The 16,612-nt window shown below is 65.9% G+C and carries 15 protein-coding genes and 1 pseudogene; 12 read left to right on the forward strand and 4 right to left on the reverse strand.

The window, feature by feature from the left end; translation table 11 throughout:
- A partial coding sequence (locus VFH59_RS06370) for a vitamin K epoxide reductase family protein (protein WP_325164054.1) occupies positions 1 to 2,395 on the reverse strand: 2,395 nt, incomplete at its 3' end.
- 240 nt (positions 2,396 to 2,635) lie between these two features.
- Between VFH59_RS06370 and VFH59_RS06375 the strand changes: the two genes are divergently transcribed.
- From VFH59_RS06375 to VFH59_RS06400, 6 genes are all read left to right on the forward strand, one after another.
- Positions 2,636 to 3,031 carry a DUF305 domain-containing protein gene (locus VFH59_RS06375; protein WP_325164055.1) on the forward strand — a complete coding sequence of 132 codons (396 nt, stop codon included), beginning with the start codon at positions 2,636 to 2,638 and terminating at the stop codon, positions 3,029 to 3,031.
- Positions 3,032 to 3,093: 62 nt separating this feature from the next.
- Entirely contained in the window at positions 3,094 to 3,516 is a 423-nt protein-coding gene (locus VFH59_RS06380; protein ID WP_325164056.1) for a hypothetical protein, read from the forward strand.
- 69 nt (positions 3,517 to 3,585) lie between these two features.
- Positions 3,586 to 4,860: a TolC family protein gene (locus tag VFH59_RS06385; protein WP_325164057.1), complete on the forward strand. Its 1,275-nt coding sequence runs from the start codon at positions 3,586 to 3,588 to the stop codon at positions 4,858 to 4,860.
- Positions 4,857 to 6,152, forward strand: a complete 1,296-nt coding sequence (locus tag VFH59_RS06390; RefSeq protein WP_325164058.1) for an efflux RND transporter periplasmic adaptor subunit — start codon at positions 4,857 to 4,859, stop codon at positions 6,150 to 6,152. Before VFH59_RS06385 ends, VFH59_RS06390 begins: the two co-directional genes overlap by 4 nt.
- On the forward strand, positions 6,149 to 9,325 hold the full coding sequence (locus VFH59_RS06395) for a CusA/CzcA family heavy metal efflux RND transporter (protein ID WP_325164059.1): 3,177 nt from the start codon (positions 6,149 to 6,151) through the stop codon (positions 9,323 to 9,325). Before VFH59_RS06390 ends, VFH59_RS06395 begins: the two co-directional genes overlap by 4 nt.
- Positions 9,322 to 9,666 (forward strand): copper-binding protein, encoded by a 345-nt coding sequence (locus VFH59_RS06400; protein WP_325164060.1) that lies wholly within the window; start codon positions 9,322 to 9,324, stop codon positions 9,664 to 9,666. The genes VFH59_RS06395 and VFH59_RS06400 overlap by 4 nt, the downstream gene beginning before the upstream one ends.
- A gap of 15 nt (positions 9,667 to 9,681) precedes the next feature.
- Here VFH59_RS06400 and dmeF read toward each other — a convergent pair whose 3' ends face one another.
- Positions 9,682 to 10,596 (reverse strand): CDF family Co(II)/Ni(II) efflux transporter DmeF, encoded by a 915-nt coding sequence (gene dmeF, locus VFH59_RS06405; RefSeq protein WP_325164061.1) that lies wholly within the window; start codon positions 10,594 to 10,596, stop codon positions 9,682 to 9,684.
- A gap of 56 nt (positions 10,597 to 10,652) precedes the next feature.
- On the opposite strand from dmeF, the gene VFH59_RS06410 reads away from it, so the two are divergent.
- From VFH59_RS06410 to arsB, 6 genes and pseudogenes are all read left to right on the forward strand, one after another.
- Positions 10,653 to 10,922 carry a metal/formaldehyde-sensitive transcriptional repressor gene (locus VFH59_RS06410; RefSeq protein WP_325164062.1) on the forward strand — a complete coding sequence of 90 codons (270 nt, stop codon included), beginning with the start codon at positions 10,653 to 10,655 and terminating at the stop codon, positions 10,920 to 10,922.
- Positions 10,923 to 11,014: 92 nt separating this feature from the next.
- Positions 11,015 to 11,353: a helix-turn-helix transcriptional regulator gene (locus VFH59_RS06415; protein WP_325164063.1), complete on the forward strand. Its 339-nt coding sequence runs from the start codon at positions 11,015 to 11,017 to the stop codon at positions 11,351 to 11,353.
- On the forward strand, positions 11,350 to 11,838 hold the full coding sequence (locus VFH59_RS06420) for an ArsI/CadI family heavy metal resistance metalloenzyme (protein WP_325164064.1): 489 nt from the start codon (positions 11,350 to 11,352) through the stop codon (positions 11,836 to 11,838). The genes VFH59_RS06415 and VFH59_RS06420 overlap by 4 nt, the downstream gene beginning before the upstream one ends.
- Positions 11,838 to 12,245, forward strand: a pseudogene (arsN2, locus tag VFH59_RS06425) (arsenic resistance N-acetyltransferase ArsN2); the annotation flags it as partial. The gene VFH59_RS06420 and the pseudogene arsN2, both read left to right, overlap by 1 nt.
- A gap of 30 nt (positions 12,246 to 12,275) precedes the next feature.
- Positions 12,276 to 12,794 (forward strand): arsenate reductase ArsC, encoded by a 519-nt coding sequence (locus VFH59_RS06430; RefSeq protein WP_325164083.1) that lies wholly within the window; start codon positions 12,276 to 12,278, stop codon positions 12,792 to 12,794.
- A 13-nt stretch (positions 12,795 to 12,807) separates the two neighbouring features.
- Entirely contained in the window at positions 12,808 to 13,854 is a 1,047-nt protein-coding gene (arsB, locus tag VFH59_RS06435) for an ACR3 family arsenite efflux transporter (protein ID WP_325164084.1), read from the forward strand.
- A 912-nt stretch (positions 13,855 to 14,766) separates the two neighbouring features.
- Here arsB and VFH59_RS06440 read toward each other — a convergent pair.
- Together VFH59_RS06440 and VFH59_RS06445 are read right to left on the reverse strand one after the other, a co-directional pair.
- Positions 14,767 to 15,351 (reverse strand): hypothetical protein, encoded by a 585-nt coding sequence (locus tag VFH59_RS06440; RefSeq protein ID WP_325164065.1) that lies wholly within the window; start codon positions 15,349 to 15,351, stop codon positions 14,767 to 14,769.
- Entirely contained in the window at positions 15,348 to 16,535 is a 1,188-nt protein-coding gene (locus VFH59_RS06445; RefSeq protein ID WP_325164066.1) for a Swt1 family HEPN domain-containing protein, read from the reverse strand. The genes VFH59_RS06440 and VFH59_RS06445 overlap by 4 nt, the downstream gene beginning before the upstream one ends.
- Positions 16,536 to 16,612: the final 77 nt, after the last annotated feature.

Consider the following 16,612-nt stretch of genomic DNA (forward strand, 5'->3'; position numbering starts at 1 on the left):
CGGTCGCGACCATCGAGTGGCCACCGAGCACCCACGGCGCCACCAGCAACCAGCCACCGAAAAGCACATTCACCAGGCGTAGCGCGCGCGCCACCTCGGCCGTGGCGATGATCGCCACGGTGATCGTCAGCGCACCGATCAGGTGATCGCTGTTGGCCATGGCGCCGGACGAGCCCAAGATCAGGCGGGTGAACATCAGGAACGCGCCGATCGCCATGCTGGCGAGGAGTGTCCATGGCAGGCTCAGGCCTCGTCGCGCATCGTGCCATGCGCTGGCCGGATCGGTCAGGTGATCGGCCGACGACGCCTCGCCTGCCGCCACCGCGCCGCCGCGGAAGAAGATGGTGACGATCGGTTTGCCCTGTCGGTAGGCCCAGAGCAGGTACTGGCCCATGGCAATCACCTCGTCCAGCGCGAACGGGATCATGATCAACATCGCCAATGCGGCGATCAGGGCCGGCGTGCTCCAGGTGCCGATGACGATCGGCTGGATGATGATGAAGTAGATGCTCACCACGCCCAGCGGAATGACCAGGATGCCGAAGAAGGTGACCATCCAGGGCATGGTGCGCCAGCGCGCCCGTGTACCCATGACCGCCATCAGGATCTCCAGCATGTAGCTGACTGCGCCCAGGCCGGCATCGGGAATCGGCCAGGCCTTGGACACGCTGGAGGTGATGATTTCCTCCGTGCCGTTCTTCGGATCGAGCGGGCTGCCTGCGAAGAAGGGTTCCCAGACCGCATCCACGTGGCCCAGCTGGTAGGCCGCCAGCATGCGCGAGATCAGCAGGCCGATGAGGCCCAGCGCCGCGATCGGCAGGCGCTGCGCGCCCGTCGAGGGACAATAGGTCCAGCCCGGCGGCACCACCTTGGTGTCCATCATGCCTTCCATGCTCATCCCCGGCATCATCACGACCAGGACGGAGAAAGCGATCGCCAGCGCGCCCACCAAGAGGTCGTTCTGGAACTGCGCGGCGCTCGGGCTCCACAGCACCAGCGGCGCGAACAGCAGCCAGACGCCAACGAATGCCGCGGCCCACTGGCCGAACCAGGCGGTGCGTCGCGAGAGCGACAGACCGCCCGCGATCACCAGCAGCAACCCGCTGATCGCATCGCTCCAGGACAGTGCGGCGGCCCGCCATTCCACCGGCGGCAGTTGCCGCTCCAGCGTCACCTCGTAGACCCGGCGCGTGATCGTGGCGGGGCCTGTGAAGCCGGTCACCCAGGTGGTGGTCATCAGCCAGAAACCCAGCCCGATATTGGCCAGATGGGGCCAGCGGGTGGGTGGTCCGTCCTGATGCATGTCGTGGTGGTTGGCCTGTGCCATCCCTTGGGCTTGCGCCGATCCCTGGTGGGAGCCATGGCCCTGCCTGCCCTCGTTACGCCCGGGACTGCGCCAGGCCACCCGCGAGGGATCGAGCTTGTTGGCCTCGTACCAACCAGTGGGATCGGCCTCGAGCGCCTGGACCATCTTGGGCAAGGTTCCGCGCAAGGTGTGCGCGGGCTGCCAGCCGAGGACATCCCGGGCCCGGCGCGTATCGAGCAGGTAATGGTCGTTTGCCTGCTCGACCATCCACGATTGGATGAAGGCGCCCTCGCCAAGCACATTCGTCTGCAGCCAGGCACCGACCTCAGCGGCGGCCTCCGGCACACGCACGGTCTTCCAGGCGTGGCCGCGCAGGGTTTCGCCGATGATGTTCTGGATTTCGGCGTAGCCCAGGGCTTCCGCTTCGCCAATCAACACCGTCCACTCCGGCGGCAGCTGCGTGCGGCGCGCGATGGTGCGTGCGAAGGCGTCGGCCAAATCTTCCACGTGCACGAACGACTGGCCCGCGCAAAGCATCCCCGGGTAGAGGTGGGACAGCACCCCGCCTTCATAGATGCGCGCGATCTGCTGGACCGGAAACGGCGAATGCCCGCGGTCGTCATAGACGCCCGCGATGCGCATCAGTACCAGCGGCACAGCCCCGTGGCGCGCGCAAAGCATCTTTTCGGCCGCGAGCTTGGACTGCGGGTAGGGCCACGTGGCGCCGAGCGGCGAGTCTTCGCCGATGGGCTCGTTCGGGCGTTGCTTGGGCGCGTAGACGAGCATGGTGCTCGCATAGACCAGTTGCTCCACCTCGAACGCGTCCAACGCGTCGATCAGCCGCCCGGTCCCTTCGACCGTGATGCGCTCATACAGCGAACTGGGATCGCCTGTCAGGTCGTAGTAACCCGCCAAGTGCAACACCGAAGCCAACTGGTGGCCGAAGCGCTCGGTCACCTCGGCCAGGGCCTGCTGGACTGACGCGGCATCACCCAGGTCGCAGGCGATCCGTTCGATGGGTGCGCCGTCGTCGGTGAACCCGGGGCGATCCAGGCCCACCAGGGTGTAGTCCTGGGCAAGTCGCCTCACCAGGGCGCCTCCAATGAAGCCAGAGGATCCCGTGATCAGCACCACGGGTTTGCGGGACTCGACCATCAGGTGGCTCCGTGCGCGAGGATCCTTCGCGCACCCTTGCGCATGCGCCGTCGGGCGCCAGTGAGCAGGCCGTGAACATCGCTGCGAACCATAGAGGTGCGTCCACCCTTCGGTTCACGGCGTTGAGACAGCCGCGAGGACACTTTTCCTACTGCACCCGCTCTGGAGAAGCTCATGAAAAGCACGACCTTGATGACCGCCGCCGTTTCCATGGCCCTTGGCGTAGCGATGTCCCTCACCGTTTCGGTCTGGGCGCACGGGACCCGGGCCTCGGAGCAAGAAGGTCCGTCTGCCACCGCTCAAACGGGCGATGGGATGGCCGGCATGCACAGCCCCGGCTCCATGGAGCTGCATCGGATCACGGAAGAGAGCAAGGTCATGCCCATGCCGATGACCGGCGATGTCGACAAGGACTTCGCCACGATGATGACCATGCACCACCAGACCGCCATCAAGATGTCGGACGCATTGCTGAAATACAGCAAGAACGACGGCTTGAGGGCACTGGCATCCCACATGAAGGCTGCTCAACAGGAGGACATCCGCAAAATGAAGCCCTATACGAAGTAACGAGGCTTCCAGCGATTGATGCGGATCAAGCAGCCGGCTTTGCTCTGTTCTAAGATGCCGTCATGGCCCATCGACGCCTGCTCCGACCCGCGACCCGTCGCCGCCTTGCCTGGCTAGTGGCGGTGCTGCTCGTGTGGCAACAGCTGGCCATGGCCGCCTATGCGTGCACCCTGCCGCCGTCGGCGATCGTTCCCGCGATAGAGATGGCCCCATCCGGTTCCATGGCAATGGAGGGCACCTGCCCGACCATGCACGACAGCTTGCCTGACCGGACGGTATGCCAGGCGCATTGCCATCCTGATCATGCGGCACAGCCGGATGCACGCACCGGTTCGGTGCCGCCCAGTGCCCTGGCCGCCCTGCCCGTTTACTGGCCTGCGCCCACGCTGGTGATCGCCGCGTCGGGCCGCGCGCCGCAGCGCCTCGAACGTCTGCGCGCCCCACCCCCACCGGCCACGCTGCTGTACTGCTCACTCCTGATCTAGACCGGCGCTCGCCATGCGCGCCTCGTGCCGTCGCGCGCGAGGTTCCTCGATCATTGGGAGTGCCTTTCCATGGTGTGCCTGCCTTTTGCCCGACGCCGCCTGGCGTCGGGTCTGGCGATCGCCCTCGTGTGGGTGGTGGCCTTTCCTTCCTATGCCGGCGACGAGCCCGTCTCGCTCGACCAGGCGATTCGCCTGGGCGTCGCCCAGGCCCCGTTGCTCACCGCACGCGATGCCGACATTGAAGCGGCCCGCCAAGAGGCGGTACGTGCCGGTCGCCTGCCCGATCCCTCGCTGACCTTCGGCGTCTCCAACTACCCCGTCACCGGACCCGGTGCCTTCCGCCTGGACGCGGACACGATGACGATGCGCACGCTCGGCGTGGCGCAGGACATCCCCTCGCACGCATCACGCGAGGCCGAGCGCGAGCTGGCTGATGCGCAAATCGTGGCGGCCACGGCCGAGCGCACCGTCACCGCGCAGAACGTGCGCGAGCAGATCGCCGAGGCGTGGATCGGGCTCTGGGCAGCCCGGCAGAAGCGCGACCTGCTCACCGCCTTGCGCGAGCAAAGCAAGCTGGCCGTCAAGCTGACCCAGGCACGCCTGCGCGGCGGCGAAGGCAGCGCGGCCGATGCGCTGGCTGCACGCGTCGACGCCGCCTCGCTGGACAACCGCCTGGCGGCCGTCGACGCCGAGCTGGCCGCGGCGCAGGCCGGCCTGCAGCGCTGGCTGGGTGAACCCGTGGCGGTGCTCGGCGAAGCCCCGGATTTCGACCGCCTGCCGGTCGCGTCCACGCAGCTGGAACAGGCCATCGACCGCCAGCCCCCCATGCAGGCCTGGCAGGCCCGTGAGGAGGTCGCCCAGGCGGCCCTCACCCAGGCACGCGCCGCCAAGCGCCCGGACTGGAGCGTGAGCGCCAGCTACGGTCGCCGTGCGCCGGGCCTGTCGGACATGGTCATGCTGCAGGTGGGCGTGAGCCTGCCTTTGTTCACGCGCAACCGCCAGGATCGGGGCGTCAGTGCCAAGCAGGCACAGCGTGACGCGGTGCAGGCCGCGCATGAAGACGCTCGCCGTGCCCAGCGCGAGGCTGTGGCGCGCACGGTGGCGAACTGGCGTGGTTGGGGCGAGCAGGTCGCGCGCTACCGGGACACCCTGCTGCCGCTGGGCCGGGATCGCGCGACAACCGCGCTGGCGGGCTACCGCGGTGGCGGCAGCCTGCAGCCCTGGCTGGATGCGCGCCGCGACGAGATCGAACTTCGCCTGGCCTATGCCGATGCGCTGGCCAACCACGCGCGACTGTGGGCCGCGCTCGCCTACCTGCTGCCCGACGCGGAGACCACGCCATGAAGCGTTTTCTGATCATGCTGGGGATCGTGGCGCTGGCGGTAGCGCTGCTTGCCGGCGGCTACGTTGCCGGCCGCCGCCAGTCGCCCGCATCCACCGCTGCCGCGAACACGGGCAAGACCGACGCCAGTGGCCGCAAGGTCCTCTACTGGTACGACACGATGGTGCCGCAGCAGCACTTCGACCACCCCGGACTCTCGCCGATGGGCATGCAGATGGTGCCCAAGTATGCCGACGAGGTGACCGGTGGCGAGGCCGGCGTGGTGACGATCGATCCTGCGACCGTGCAGAACCTGGGGGTACGCACCGCGCCGGTCGAAAAGCGGGTGCTCGCCGCCGCGATGCAGGTGCCTGGCACGGTCACCTGGAACCTGCGCGAGGCGACGACGGTCAGCGCGCGCGTCGATGCCGTGATCGCCCAACTGGACGTGCGCGCGCCCTACACCACGGTCGCCGCCGGCCAGCCGCTGGCCGAACTGCTGGCGCCGCAGTGGAACAGCGCGCTGGCCGAGTACCGCGCCCTGCAACAGGCGCAGTCGGCCGCCGCAAGAGCGCTGCGCCATGCCGCGCGCGAGCGGTTGCGGGTGCTGGGCCTGAGCGATGCCGACATCCGCGCGGCCCGCCCCGGCAAGGACGCCACCCTTACCCTGCATGCGCCGCGAGCCGGCGTGGTCACCTCGCTGGACGTGCGCGAGGGCCAGCGCGTGGCCGCCGGTCAGACGCTGATGACGCTCAACAGCCTGGCCACCGTGTGGGTGGAAGCGGCCTTGCCGCAAGGCGCGGCCGGCGCGGTGCGGGCCGGCACGCCGGTCACCGTCACCGTCGACGCGGTGCCCGGCCGCCGCTTCCACGGCACCGTGGAAGCTCTGCTGCCGGACGTCGACACCGCCACGCGCACGCAGAAGGCGCGCATCGTCCTGGACAACCCGGACGCGGTGCTCTCCCCCGGCGTGTTCGCTACCGTGCAACTGATGCCAGCGCGAGGCGAAGCGGTGCCGGTGGTGCCCGACGAGGCGCTCATCGCCACCGGCCGCGACACGCGCGTGATCCTGGCCGAAGGCGACGGCCGCTTCCGCGCCGTGCCGGTGCACACTGGACGCTCGGACGGCGGCTACACGCAGGTGCTCGATGGCCTGGCAGGTGGCGAGCGGGTGGTGGTGTCCGGGCAGTTCCTGATCGACTCGGAGGCGAGCCTGTCCGGGGCGCTGGAGCGCCTGAACACCGCGGCAAAGCCGGGCTCGGCCACCCGCGCAGCGATGCCGGGCATGGCCACGTCCCAGGGAGAACCGCGATGATCGCAGCGCTGATCCGTGCCGCCATCGCGCACCGGGCGGCCGTCCTGCTGGCGGCGCTGGCGCTGGCGCTGGCCGGCGTGTTCGCGGCGCTGCATACGCCCATCGATGCGTTGCCGGACCTGTCCGACACCCAGGTGATCATCCGAACCCCCTGGCCGGGCCAGTCGCCGCAGGTGGTCGAGGACCAGGTCACCTACCCGCTGGCGACCACCATGCTCTCGGTGCCGGGCGCCAGGACCGTGCGTGGCTATTCGTTCTTCGGCGACTCGTACGTCTACGTGCTGTTCGACGACAAGACCGACCTGTATTGGGCGCGCTCGCGCGTGCTCGAATACCTGAGCCAGGTGCGCGCCAGCCTGCCGGCGGACGTCAATCCCTCGCTCGGGCCGGATGCCACGGGCCTGGGCTGGATCTACGAATACGCACTCGTCGACCGCACGGGCAAGCACGACCTGGGCCAGCTGCGCGCGCTGCAGGACTGGTTCCTGCGCTACCAGCTCAAGACCGTGCCGGACGTGGCAGAGGTGGCGAGCCTGGGCGGCATGGAGCGCGCCTGGCAGATCGTGCCCGATCCGCAGGCGCTGGCCGCGCGCGGCATCACCGTGCAGCAGCTGGTGGAGGCGGTGCAGGCCGCCAACGGCGCTAGCGGCGGCTCGGTGATCGAACAGGGCGAGGCCGAGCTGATGGTGCGCAGCGAAGGCTACCTGCGCAGCCAGGCCGACTTCGGGAACGTGCCCGTGGCGACCAGCGCCGACGGCGTGCCGGTGCTGCTGCGCGAGGTCGCCACCGTGCGCCGTGGCCCGACCTTCCGCCGCGGCATCGCCGAGTTGGACGGCCAGGGCGAGGTCGCCGGCGGCGTGATCGTGCTGCGTTCGGGCAAGAACGCCCGGGCCGCCATCGCAGCGGTCAAGGACAAGCTGGACACGCTCAAACGCAGCCTGCCCGCCGGGGTCGAGATCGTGCCCACCTACGACCGCTCGCAGCTCATCGACGCGGCGGTGGAAAACGTCTGGGGCAAGCTGCTGGAAGAGTTCCTCGTCGTCGCGCTGGTCTGCGTGCTGTTCCTCGGGCACCTGCGCTCCTCGCTGGTGGCGGTGGTCACGCTGCCGCTGGGGGTGCTGATCGCCTTCCTGGTGATGTGGTGGCAAGGCGTCACCGCCAACCTGATGTCGCTGGCCGGCATCGCCATTGCCATCGGCGCGATGGTCGACGCCGCCATCGTGATGATCGAGAACACCCACAAGCACCTGGAGCACTGGCGGGAAGAGCGCGGCAGCGAGCCGCAAGGCGCCGAGCGCTGGTCGCTGATCGCCCAGGCCACCGCCGAGGTCGGACCGGCCCTGTTCGTGAGCCTGCTGATCATCGCGCTCTCGTTCGTGCCGGTGTTCGCCCTGCGGGGCCAGGAAGGCAAGCTGTTCTCGCCGCTGGCGTTCACCAAGACCTACGCCATGGCGGCGGCGGCCGGCCTGGCGGTGACGCTGGTGCCGGTGCTGATGGGCTACCTGGTGCGCGGACGCATTCGCGGCGAGATGGAGAACCCGCTCAACCGGTGGCTGATGCGAGGCTACCGGCCGGTCATCGACGCCGTGCTTCACTGGCCCAGGACGACGTTGGTGCTCGCCGGCCTGCTGCTGCTCAGTGCCCTAGTACCGATGAGCCGCTTGGGTAGCGAATTCATGCCGGCGATGGATGAAGGCACGCTGCTCTACATGCCCACCGCCCTGCCCGGCCTTTCCGCCGGCAAGGCGGCGCAGCTGCTGCAGCTGACCGACCGCATGATCAAGACCGTGCCGGAGGTCGACCACGTGTTCGGCAAGGCCGGACGCGCGGAAACGGCGACCGATCCCGCGCCGCTGGAGATGTTCGAGACGACGATTACCTTCAAGCCGAAGGACCAGTGGCGCCCTGGCATGACCATGGCGAAGATCAAGGAGGAGCTGGACAAGGCGGTCAAGGTGCCCGGCCTCACCAACCTGTTCGTGCCGCCGATCCGCAACCGCATCGACATGCTCTCCACCGGTATCAAGAGCCCGATCGGCATCAAGGTGCTGGGTACCGACCTCAAGACCTTGCAGGAGGTCGCCGACTGCATCGAGACGCTCGCGAAAAGCGTGCCCGGGGTTAGCTCAGCCATTGCCGAACGGCCCACCAGCGGTCGCTATGTCGACGTGCACGTGCGGCCGGTCGATGCAGCACGCTACGGCCTCACGCAGGCGCGCGTGCAGCAACTGGTGGCCACCGTGGTCGGCGGCGACCCGATCGGGCAGACGATCGAGGGCCGCGAGCGCTACCCCATCGTGGTGCGTTATCCGCGCGCCGAACGCGATTCGGTCGGTGCCCTGCGGCAGCTACCCATCGTTGCCTCCGATGGTGCGCAACTCACCTTGAGCCAGGTCGCCGACGTCACGCTGGCGACCGGGCCGTCCATGCTCAAGAGCGAGGACGGCCAGCTCGCGACCTACGTGTACGTCGATACCGATGGCAGCGACCTCGGCACCGTGGTCGGCCGTCTGCAGCGAGCGGTTGCACAGCAGACCGAGCTGCCGCCAGGGGTCACCGTGGCCTGGTCGGGCCAGTTCGAGTTCCTCGCCAGCGCCATGCAGCGGCTCAAGCTGGTCGTGCCGATCGCGCTGGCGATCATCTTCGGGCTGATCTACGCAGTGTTCCGGCGCGCCAGCGAGGCGGCGCTGATCATGCTGAGCGTGCCGCTGTCGCTGGTCGGCGGACTGTGGCTGATCTGGCTGCTCGGCCATGCCGTGTCGGTGGCCACCATCATCGGCTTCATCGCGCTGGCCGGCGTGGCGGCCGAGTTCGGCGTGGTCATGCTGCTCTACCTGCGCCAGGCCTGGGACCGGCGCCTCGCGCTCGATCCGCACGCCGGCCCGGCGGCGCTGGACGAGGCGATCCGCGAAGGCGCCGTGCAACGCGTGCGGCCCAAGGCGATGACGGTTGCGGTGATCCTGGCCGGCCTGTTACCGATCCTGCTCGGCCACGGCGCCGGCGCCGAGGTCATGCAGCGCATTGCCGCACCGATGATGGGCGGCATGCTCACCGCGCCCCTGCTGTCCATGGTGGTGCTTCCGGCCGCCTTCCACCTGCTGATGCTGCACCGCCTGTGCAAAGCACAGCGCCATTCCATCGTTTCACCCACCCGCAAGGAGATTGACCCATGAAGACGAAAGTACTGGCCCTTTGCCTGGTCGGCACGCTCGCTGCCGCCCCGGCGTTCGCCGGCCCGCTGCAGATGGATCCCAACATGCCGGGCATGCAGCACACCGCCAGGCCGACCGAGGCACAGGCGGTCGGCGTCATCAAAGCCATCGACCTCAAGCAGGGCACCATCACCCTGCAGCACCAGGCGATTCCAGCGATCGGCTGGCCCGCCATGACCATGCCCTTCCACGCCACGCCGGACGTACTCAAGCAGGCCAAGGTGGGCGACAAGGTGCAATTCACGCTGCACACGGACGGCACGAATAGCACGGTGTCCGCGATCAAGCCTGCCCGGTCCTGACGCTTATCGCGACACTCAGCAGCTACCGGGACGTGCGACCTCAACCGTCACGTGCACGAGTTCTTCGTGTATGGCAAGCGCGTCCCGCACCGCTGCGGGTGCGATGTCCGAGCCGCTTACGAGCGCCAGGATGCAGGCATAGAAGCCCTTCCCTACCCGCCAGACATGCAGGTCACTGATGGCGGCCTGAGGAAAGCGCTCGGCCACGACCTCGCGGATTTCTTCCACCACCGGGCTGTCCATCTCGGCATCGAGCAATACTTTGCCTGATTGCTTCAGCAGCCCATAGGCCCAGTTCGCGACCAGACCCGCGCCTGCAATGCCCATGACCGGGTCGAGCCAGTTCCAGCCGAAGTACCTGCCCCCCGCCAGCGCCAGGATCGCCATCACGGATGTCGCCGCATCGGCGATGACATGCAGGTAAGCCGAGCGCAGGTTGATGTCATGGTGGTGGTGAGCGTGACCATGCTCGTGATGTCCGTCCTTTAGCAGCCAGGCACATAGCAGGTTGACGGCCAGGCCGACGGCGGCGATGACCATGGCCTCCCCATAGTGGATAGCCAACGGCGAGAACAGGCGCTCTACCGATTGGAAGAGCATCAGCGCGGCAACGACGCCCAGAAGTAGCGCGCTGCTGTAGCCGCCCAGCACCTCGATCTTCCAGGTGCCAAAGGCAAAGCGCCGATCCTTCGCAAGCCGCCGCGCGAGCGCGTAGGCGCCCACCGATAGGCCCAGCGCCAATGCATGCGAACTCATGTGCCAGCCATCGGCCAGCAACGCCATTGAATTGAGGAGATAGCCGCCGGTGATCTCGACCACCATCATTACGGCCGTGATGCCGACCGCACGCAGCGTGTTCTTCTCTGCCAGCGGGTTGCCCTCGTTGAATTCGTGGGCGTGCATATAAACGGATACATCAGGCTGGTTCATCAGCGTGGCTCGGGTAGGATAGCCCCCTAGGGTATACGACCAAAGGTGACCGATCCATGTCCCATGTGTCTACTGACAACAAACAACTCGTTGCGCGCGTGCGCCGTATCGGCGGCCAGGTTGCCGCACTGGAGCGCAGTCTGGAGGCGCAGGCCGATTGCGGTGCGCTCCTGCATCAGGTGGCGGCCGTGCGCGGGGCAATCCAGGGCTTGATGCTGCAGCTGCTCGAAGGCCACCTGCGCGAGCATGTGGCCACCGGCTCCGCCTCCAAGCGTGAGGCGGAACTTGAGTCTGTGCTGGCCGTGCTCAAGAGCTACTTGAAGTAGCCCAGCTACGTAACGTGCGCGATCCTTCGCAGCGGCTTCGACGGGCCCACCATAACAGTTGACTAGCGTAATATTTCCAGTATTCTGGAAATATGGAAACACAAACCGCCCTCAAGTCCCTCACCGCGCTTAGCCACGATTCTCGGCTGGCAGCCTTTCGCATCCTCGTACAGGCAGGTCCCGACGGCTTGCCCGTGGGCGAGCTTCGGGAGCGTCTTGATATCCCGGCCGCCACGTTGACCGCCCATCTGAACATCCTGCGCGCCGCGGCCTTGGTCCATGACCAGCGCGAAGGCCGGGTGATCCGCGTGCGCGCCAACTACCTGCAGATGAATGGCCTGATCGACTACCTGACCGAGAACTGTTGCAGCGGCGTCGCCAGCTGCGCCCCCAACCAGCCCTGTAGTCCCAAAAGGAAGGTGTCCCGATGAACCGCTTCCACGTGCATCTCAATGTGGCCGACCTTGAGGCCAGCATCCGCTTCTATACCCGCCTGTTCGCGACACCGCCAACTGTCCAGAAGGCCGACTACGCCAAGTGGATGCTTGAAGACCCCCGCGTGAACTTCGCCATCTCCAACACCGGCCGCGCCCCCGGTGTCGATCACTTGGGCATCCAGGCGGCCGATGCGGACGCGCTGGGCGATCTGGGCCGACGCCTGGATGCCGCCGGCGGCTCCGTGGTGCCAGAAGAGGCGACCGTCTGCTGTTATGCCAGGTCCGACAAATACTGGACCGAGGACCCGCAAGGCACCCGCTGGGAGACCTTCCACACCTTTGGCGATGCCACGACCTATTACGCGGGCGACCAGGCGTGCGCGACCGACGGGGCCGCATGCACGCCCGACGTACGGCAAATGAAGCCGAAGATTGAGAAAGGGAGCGCTTGCTGCACTCCCGAATCGGGTTGCTGCTGATGAACCTGCGCCACGCGTTGCCATCGGAACATCGGGAAATCCATGCACTGCTGTCCGATAATCAACTACCCGTCGAAGACTTGGCCACCGCCGCCGTCGACTTCATCGTCGCGGTCGAGGGCGAGCATGTGCTTGGCGTGGTAGGGCTCGAGCGTTTTGGCGACGCCGGGCTGCTGCGCTCGCTGGCCGTCGCTCGAGACCAGCGTGGCTCAGGCCTCGGCTGCGCCTTGCTGCAAGCTGCGGAGTCCCTCGCCCGAGAGCGAGGTTTGCGTCAGTTGGTGCTGCTCACTCTAACGGCAGCGCCCTTCTTTGCTCGCCGCGGTTATGCCCTGACGGCCAGAGAGCCGGTGCCCGCCGCGGTGCGCGATAGCGGCGAATTTCGCTCGATCTGCCCGGCATCGGCCGCCTGCATGACCAAAGCGCTGGACAGTCACGGCATGAGGAAGCGCGTCCTGTTCCTGTGCACCGGCAATTCCGCGCGCAGCGTTCTGGCCGAGGCCACGCTGCGTGCCTGGGCCGGCCAGCGCTTCGAGGTGTTCAGCGCGGGAAGCCAGCCCACCGGCACGATCAATCCCTACGCCCTAGAGCAACTGGCGGCGGAGAACATCGCGACGGCAAGCCTGCACAGCAAATCATGGAATGAATTCGCAGCAGACGGCACAACGCCGATGGACTTGGTCGTGACCGTCTGCGATTCGGCCGCGGCTGAAGCTTGCCCAGTCGTGTTCGGCGACTTCGTGCGCACCCATTGGGGCCTGCCCGATCCGGCGGCAGTGGATGGCTCCGACGAGGACAAGCGCGAAGCCTTCCGCCAGGCCCATCGGACGATCAAGGCGCGACTATGGGCGCTGTTGGCCCTGCCGGCAGAAATGTGGGACGACCGCGCCGCCCTCAAGCAAGCGCTGGATCGGATCGGGCACATGCAAGCCGAGGACGAGGTGACCTCCCATGGCTGACGCCGCGCCGCGCATGGGTCTTTTCGAGCGCTACCTGACCGCGTGGGTCGCTCTGTGCATGATCGCCGGCACGGCGTTAGGGCATGCCTTCCCAGCTGCCTTTACACGGCTCGGCGCAATGGAAGTGGCGAGGATCAACTTGCCGGTCGCGCTGCTAATCTGGGTGATGATCATCCCGATGCTGCTCAAGGTCGACTTCGGTTCCATGCGCCAAGTCAGTCAGCACTGGCGCGGCATCGGCGTGACTCTGTTCGTCAACTGGGCCGTCAAGCCGTTCTCGATGGCCCTGCTCGGATGGATCTTCCTCAAGCACGTGTTCGTCGGGTGGCTTCCGCCCGACCAAGTCGATTCCTACATGGCCGGGCTGATCCTCCTGGCCGCCGCGCCTTGCACCGCGATGGTCTTCGTGTGGAGTCATCTCTGCCGAGGCAACGCCAACTTCACCCTGAGCCAGGTCGCGCTGAACGACGCCATCATGGTTGTCGCCTTTGCCCCACTCGTCGCGCTGCTGCTCGGCTTGTCGTCGATCACCGTGCCTTGGGCCACGCTGGCACTCTCGGTCGGCCTGTACATACTGGTGCCGGTGGCTGTCGCGGTCGTTGTGCGTTGCTGGTTCCTCGCCCATGGCGGGAGACCGCGGTTGGATGCAGTGCTGGCCAGATTGTCGCCCCTCTCTCTCCTCGCACTCCTGGCGATGCTCGTTCTCCTGTTCGGTTTCCAGGGGCGACAGATCATCGGGCAGCCGCTGGTCATTGCCATGCTGGCGGTGCCGATCTTGATCCAGGTCTATTTCAATTCGGGCCTTGCCTACCTGCTCAACCGACGGTTGGGCGTAGCCCATGACGTTGCTGGCCCTTCGGCCCTGATCGGAGCCAGCAACTTCTTCGAACTGGCCGTCGCAACGGCCGTTGGTCTGTTTGGCATCCGATCAGGTGCCGCACTCGCCACTGTGGTCGGTGTTCTGATCGAGGTGCCGGTGATGCTATCGGTCGTGGCGATCGTCAACGCCAGCCGCGCGTGGTACTTCGAGGGCGAAAGGCCTGCGCCCGAGGGAAGATGAAGTGGCGGTGGATGTCCGCTTGGGCCGGGAGGGGCGACTACCAGCTTGGAATGTCCCGGAGTCCGGCCATGCCCGACGTTTCATTAGTCCGGGCCGCTGCCCGTGCCGCCGCGTACGCTGGCGATTAGCCCGGTAAATTTCCGGCCCTACGATTCGCTAGCTCATGCCAGAATGGCAGGTCCCGTGCCACCTGCCTCCCTACGCGACTGGTTGGTCTTCACAAGAAATCTACGATGTCCAACCGATTGTTAGCGGCTGTCCAAGGGGCTTTGGTGCGTGAATACTCGTACGTGGAAGTGCCTGCTAGCTGGCGGGACCCATCATGGAAGGTGCATCGACAAGGTTACGGACGCCGCCCTGACTTTCCCACCCTCCCTCGATGTCGAGGGAGAGCTTTACCACCCGATGACGATGACATCGATGACGCGCCCTGCTCCAGAGATGAGCGGGATGTGTGTCATGGCGCATGCCCGCGCCAGTCTTGAGCAGGTGAACGAGGCCCACGCGCGCCTGCTCGTGAGCTAATCGCGGTTCTCTACAGCACCGACCATGATTGATCTATGGCCGACAAGCTGATCAGCACCGGCCATGTGATATCCGTGGCCCGGTGCTCAGTAGGACCAGCGCGCGTAGTGGAGAGACAAACATTCGACCTTGCCGAGCTGGGTCTATGGCGTGCGTGATTTGCGCGCTTTGTCGTCTGTGGTCACTTTGTTCCAATAGAAAGAGCGATGCGCGCCCGCGTCGGCTCAGTTTGCACGACCACACAGCTCCGAAGCACCAATAAAAAGGCGCCCGGGGGGAAGGTTGCCGGTATCCTCGCTTCTACATGGCACAAGCTGTGGCGAAAGCGGACAAGGCTTTGGAGTAAAAGTTCAACCTACATTGGGTACTGGAGCATTCCCACACACTTCACCCAAGACCGGTGACTGGGTGGCTGGCCATGCGCTTTGCTCCTCGCGGCACGTGAGCCAGCCACACCGCGTGCGAGTCACGGATACTTGGGTGCCGAGCGTGAATCATGCCGCGAAGGCACGCCAGCCGCGTGTGACCTTCGATTAGCTGGAGCGGCGACTTCATACGCTGCCCTCCGCTTCGCGGATATTCGAGCTGTCCAGCGTTACAAGCAACAATTATCGGCGTTGGAAATGTTCCATGCGCAAGCATGAACAGACCGACCGCTCCTTGAGCGCGAGGATAGTCGTTGACGAATTCGACACCCTCGGCGTCAAAGTCTTCAATCCAATGTCCCACGTGGTCGATGGACAGGATGTCCGCGTTAGTGAACTCGGCAAGCTCAAAACGCCAGGTATGGGGCTCAAGTGCGATCCAGCGATCTGCAAAGCAATGCCAGTGCCGGTAGATCCAGTCGCGGACGACTGGCTCTGGAATGCTGTCCAGGGCTTTTGGCCAACGCGCGAAGTAGGCGTCGAATGGCTCCATGTCCATATCGCCATAGCGCGCCACGGCGGGATACAACGAAGCGCCCGATGTCATGATCGCATCGCGCTCGTCAGCCGATGAATCTCCACGCACAGAAACAGCAGGTCCTGTTGGGTTATCAAGCCGGCGTGCATCGTTGCATTGCGTACCGGCTTCAGCCGATGGAAAGACTCCCGCACGTGTTCCTCGCGCAGAAAGACGGGTTTGAAGACCTCCCGCCAATTGTCCTTGCGGGTGATGATCTGCGGGTAGTCCATGAAGTCGGCGTAGTCCAGCAAGGAGGGGCGAGCCATGCTTGCTGCCAGTGCAGCCTCCTGCTTGGCTTTCCACTTTTCGATCAGCTCTGCAGAAACCCGTTGCTGGATCCAGCGCGGCCCCACCGCTCGCGTCATGGCTTGGTTGATGAAATGGCGGATCGCATGCTCAAAGTGCAAAAGCCAGGCATAGGCGGCTTTCGTCAACTCCAGCGGTTCCTCGCTCGCGACGGCCTGCGCAACCCCGGCCACGGCGGGCAGAATGAGGCCAGCCTGTTCCAGCAAAGAGCTGAATGTCAGAACCGGAAACGCCACGAGCTCAGGCTGCAGCCCCCGATCGGCGTAAAGGCCGGCGCGGCTCTCAACATCGATAGGGTCTGCCGGCTCCTCGGTGTCATCGCGCCAGTCACCGAGGTCCGCACGCAAAGTGTGCGCAAAGGACTCATTAAAGCTGAGCCCCTCCCGCACAGCCAAACCGATGCTTTGGAGTTCGACGGCTGCCGTGAAGGAGCTAATTTCCTTGCCGATGTTTAGGTAGGGCTGCCGGATGGCAGCCAGTGTCTCACTTAGATTGGACTGGAAGCGGAGCTGGTCGACGCGTAGCCATTCGGCCACCGGATTGCGCTGCAACTTGGAAAGCATCGAGCCGATCTCATGGCTCATGGGAGTTCGAAACTGGTCTAACCGAAGCGTTGGGATTGCACGCATGTGCTCCTGCGCCGCTTGCATCTCCCGCATCAAGGAGCCGATCGGATTCTCGTTGAGGAGCGCGCGTATCTGCGCGATTGAGTCGCCAATTACCGGGTACTGCAGGGCCACGTAGGCCTGCCGCAGGCCCTCACTCTGGCCCAACGCTAGCTCCCGGAACTGTGACCCAATGCTGGCGTGCATGCGCAACTTGGCCAGGGCGTCCGAGGAAAGCACGCTCGAGAGCATCAGGGATCTAGGTCCCTTGGCTTCGGATGACTGGTCGTCGTCGCTCATTGGTCGGCTCACGTGTTCCGGCAAAAGATTTTTCTTGCTCTAATTGCAGATGAAGGGCGCGGTGCCATGGAACTCCG

The sequence above is a fragment of the Frateuria sp. genome (genome assembly GCF_035695185.1).
Taxonomy (GTDB): domain Bacteria; phylum Pseudomonadota; class Gammaproteobacteria; order Xanthomonadales; family Rhodanobacteraceae; genus Frateuria_A.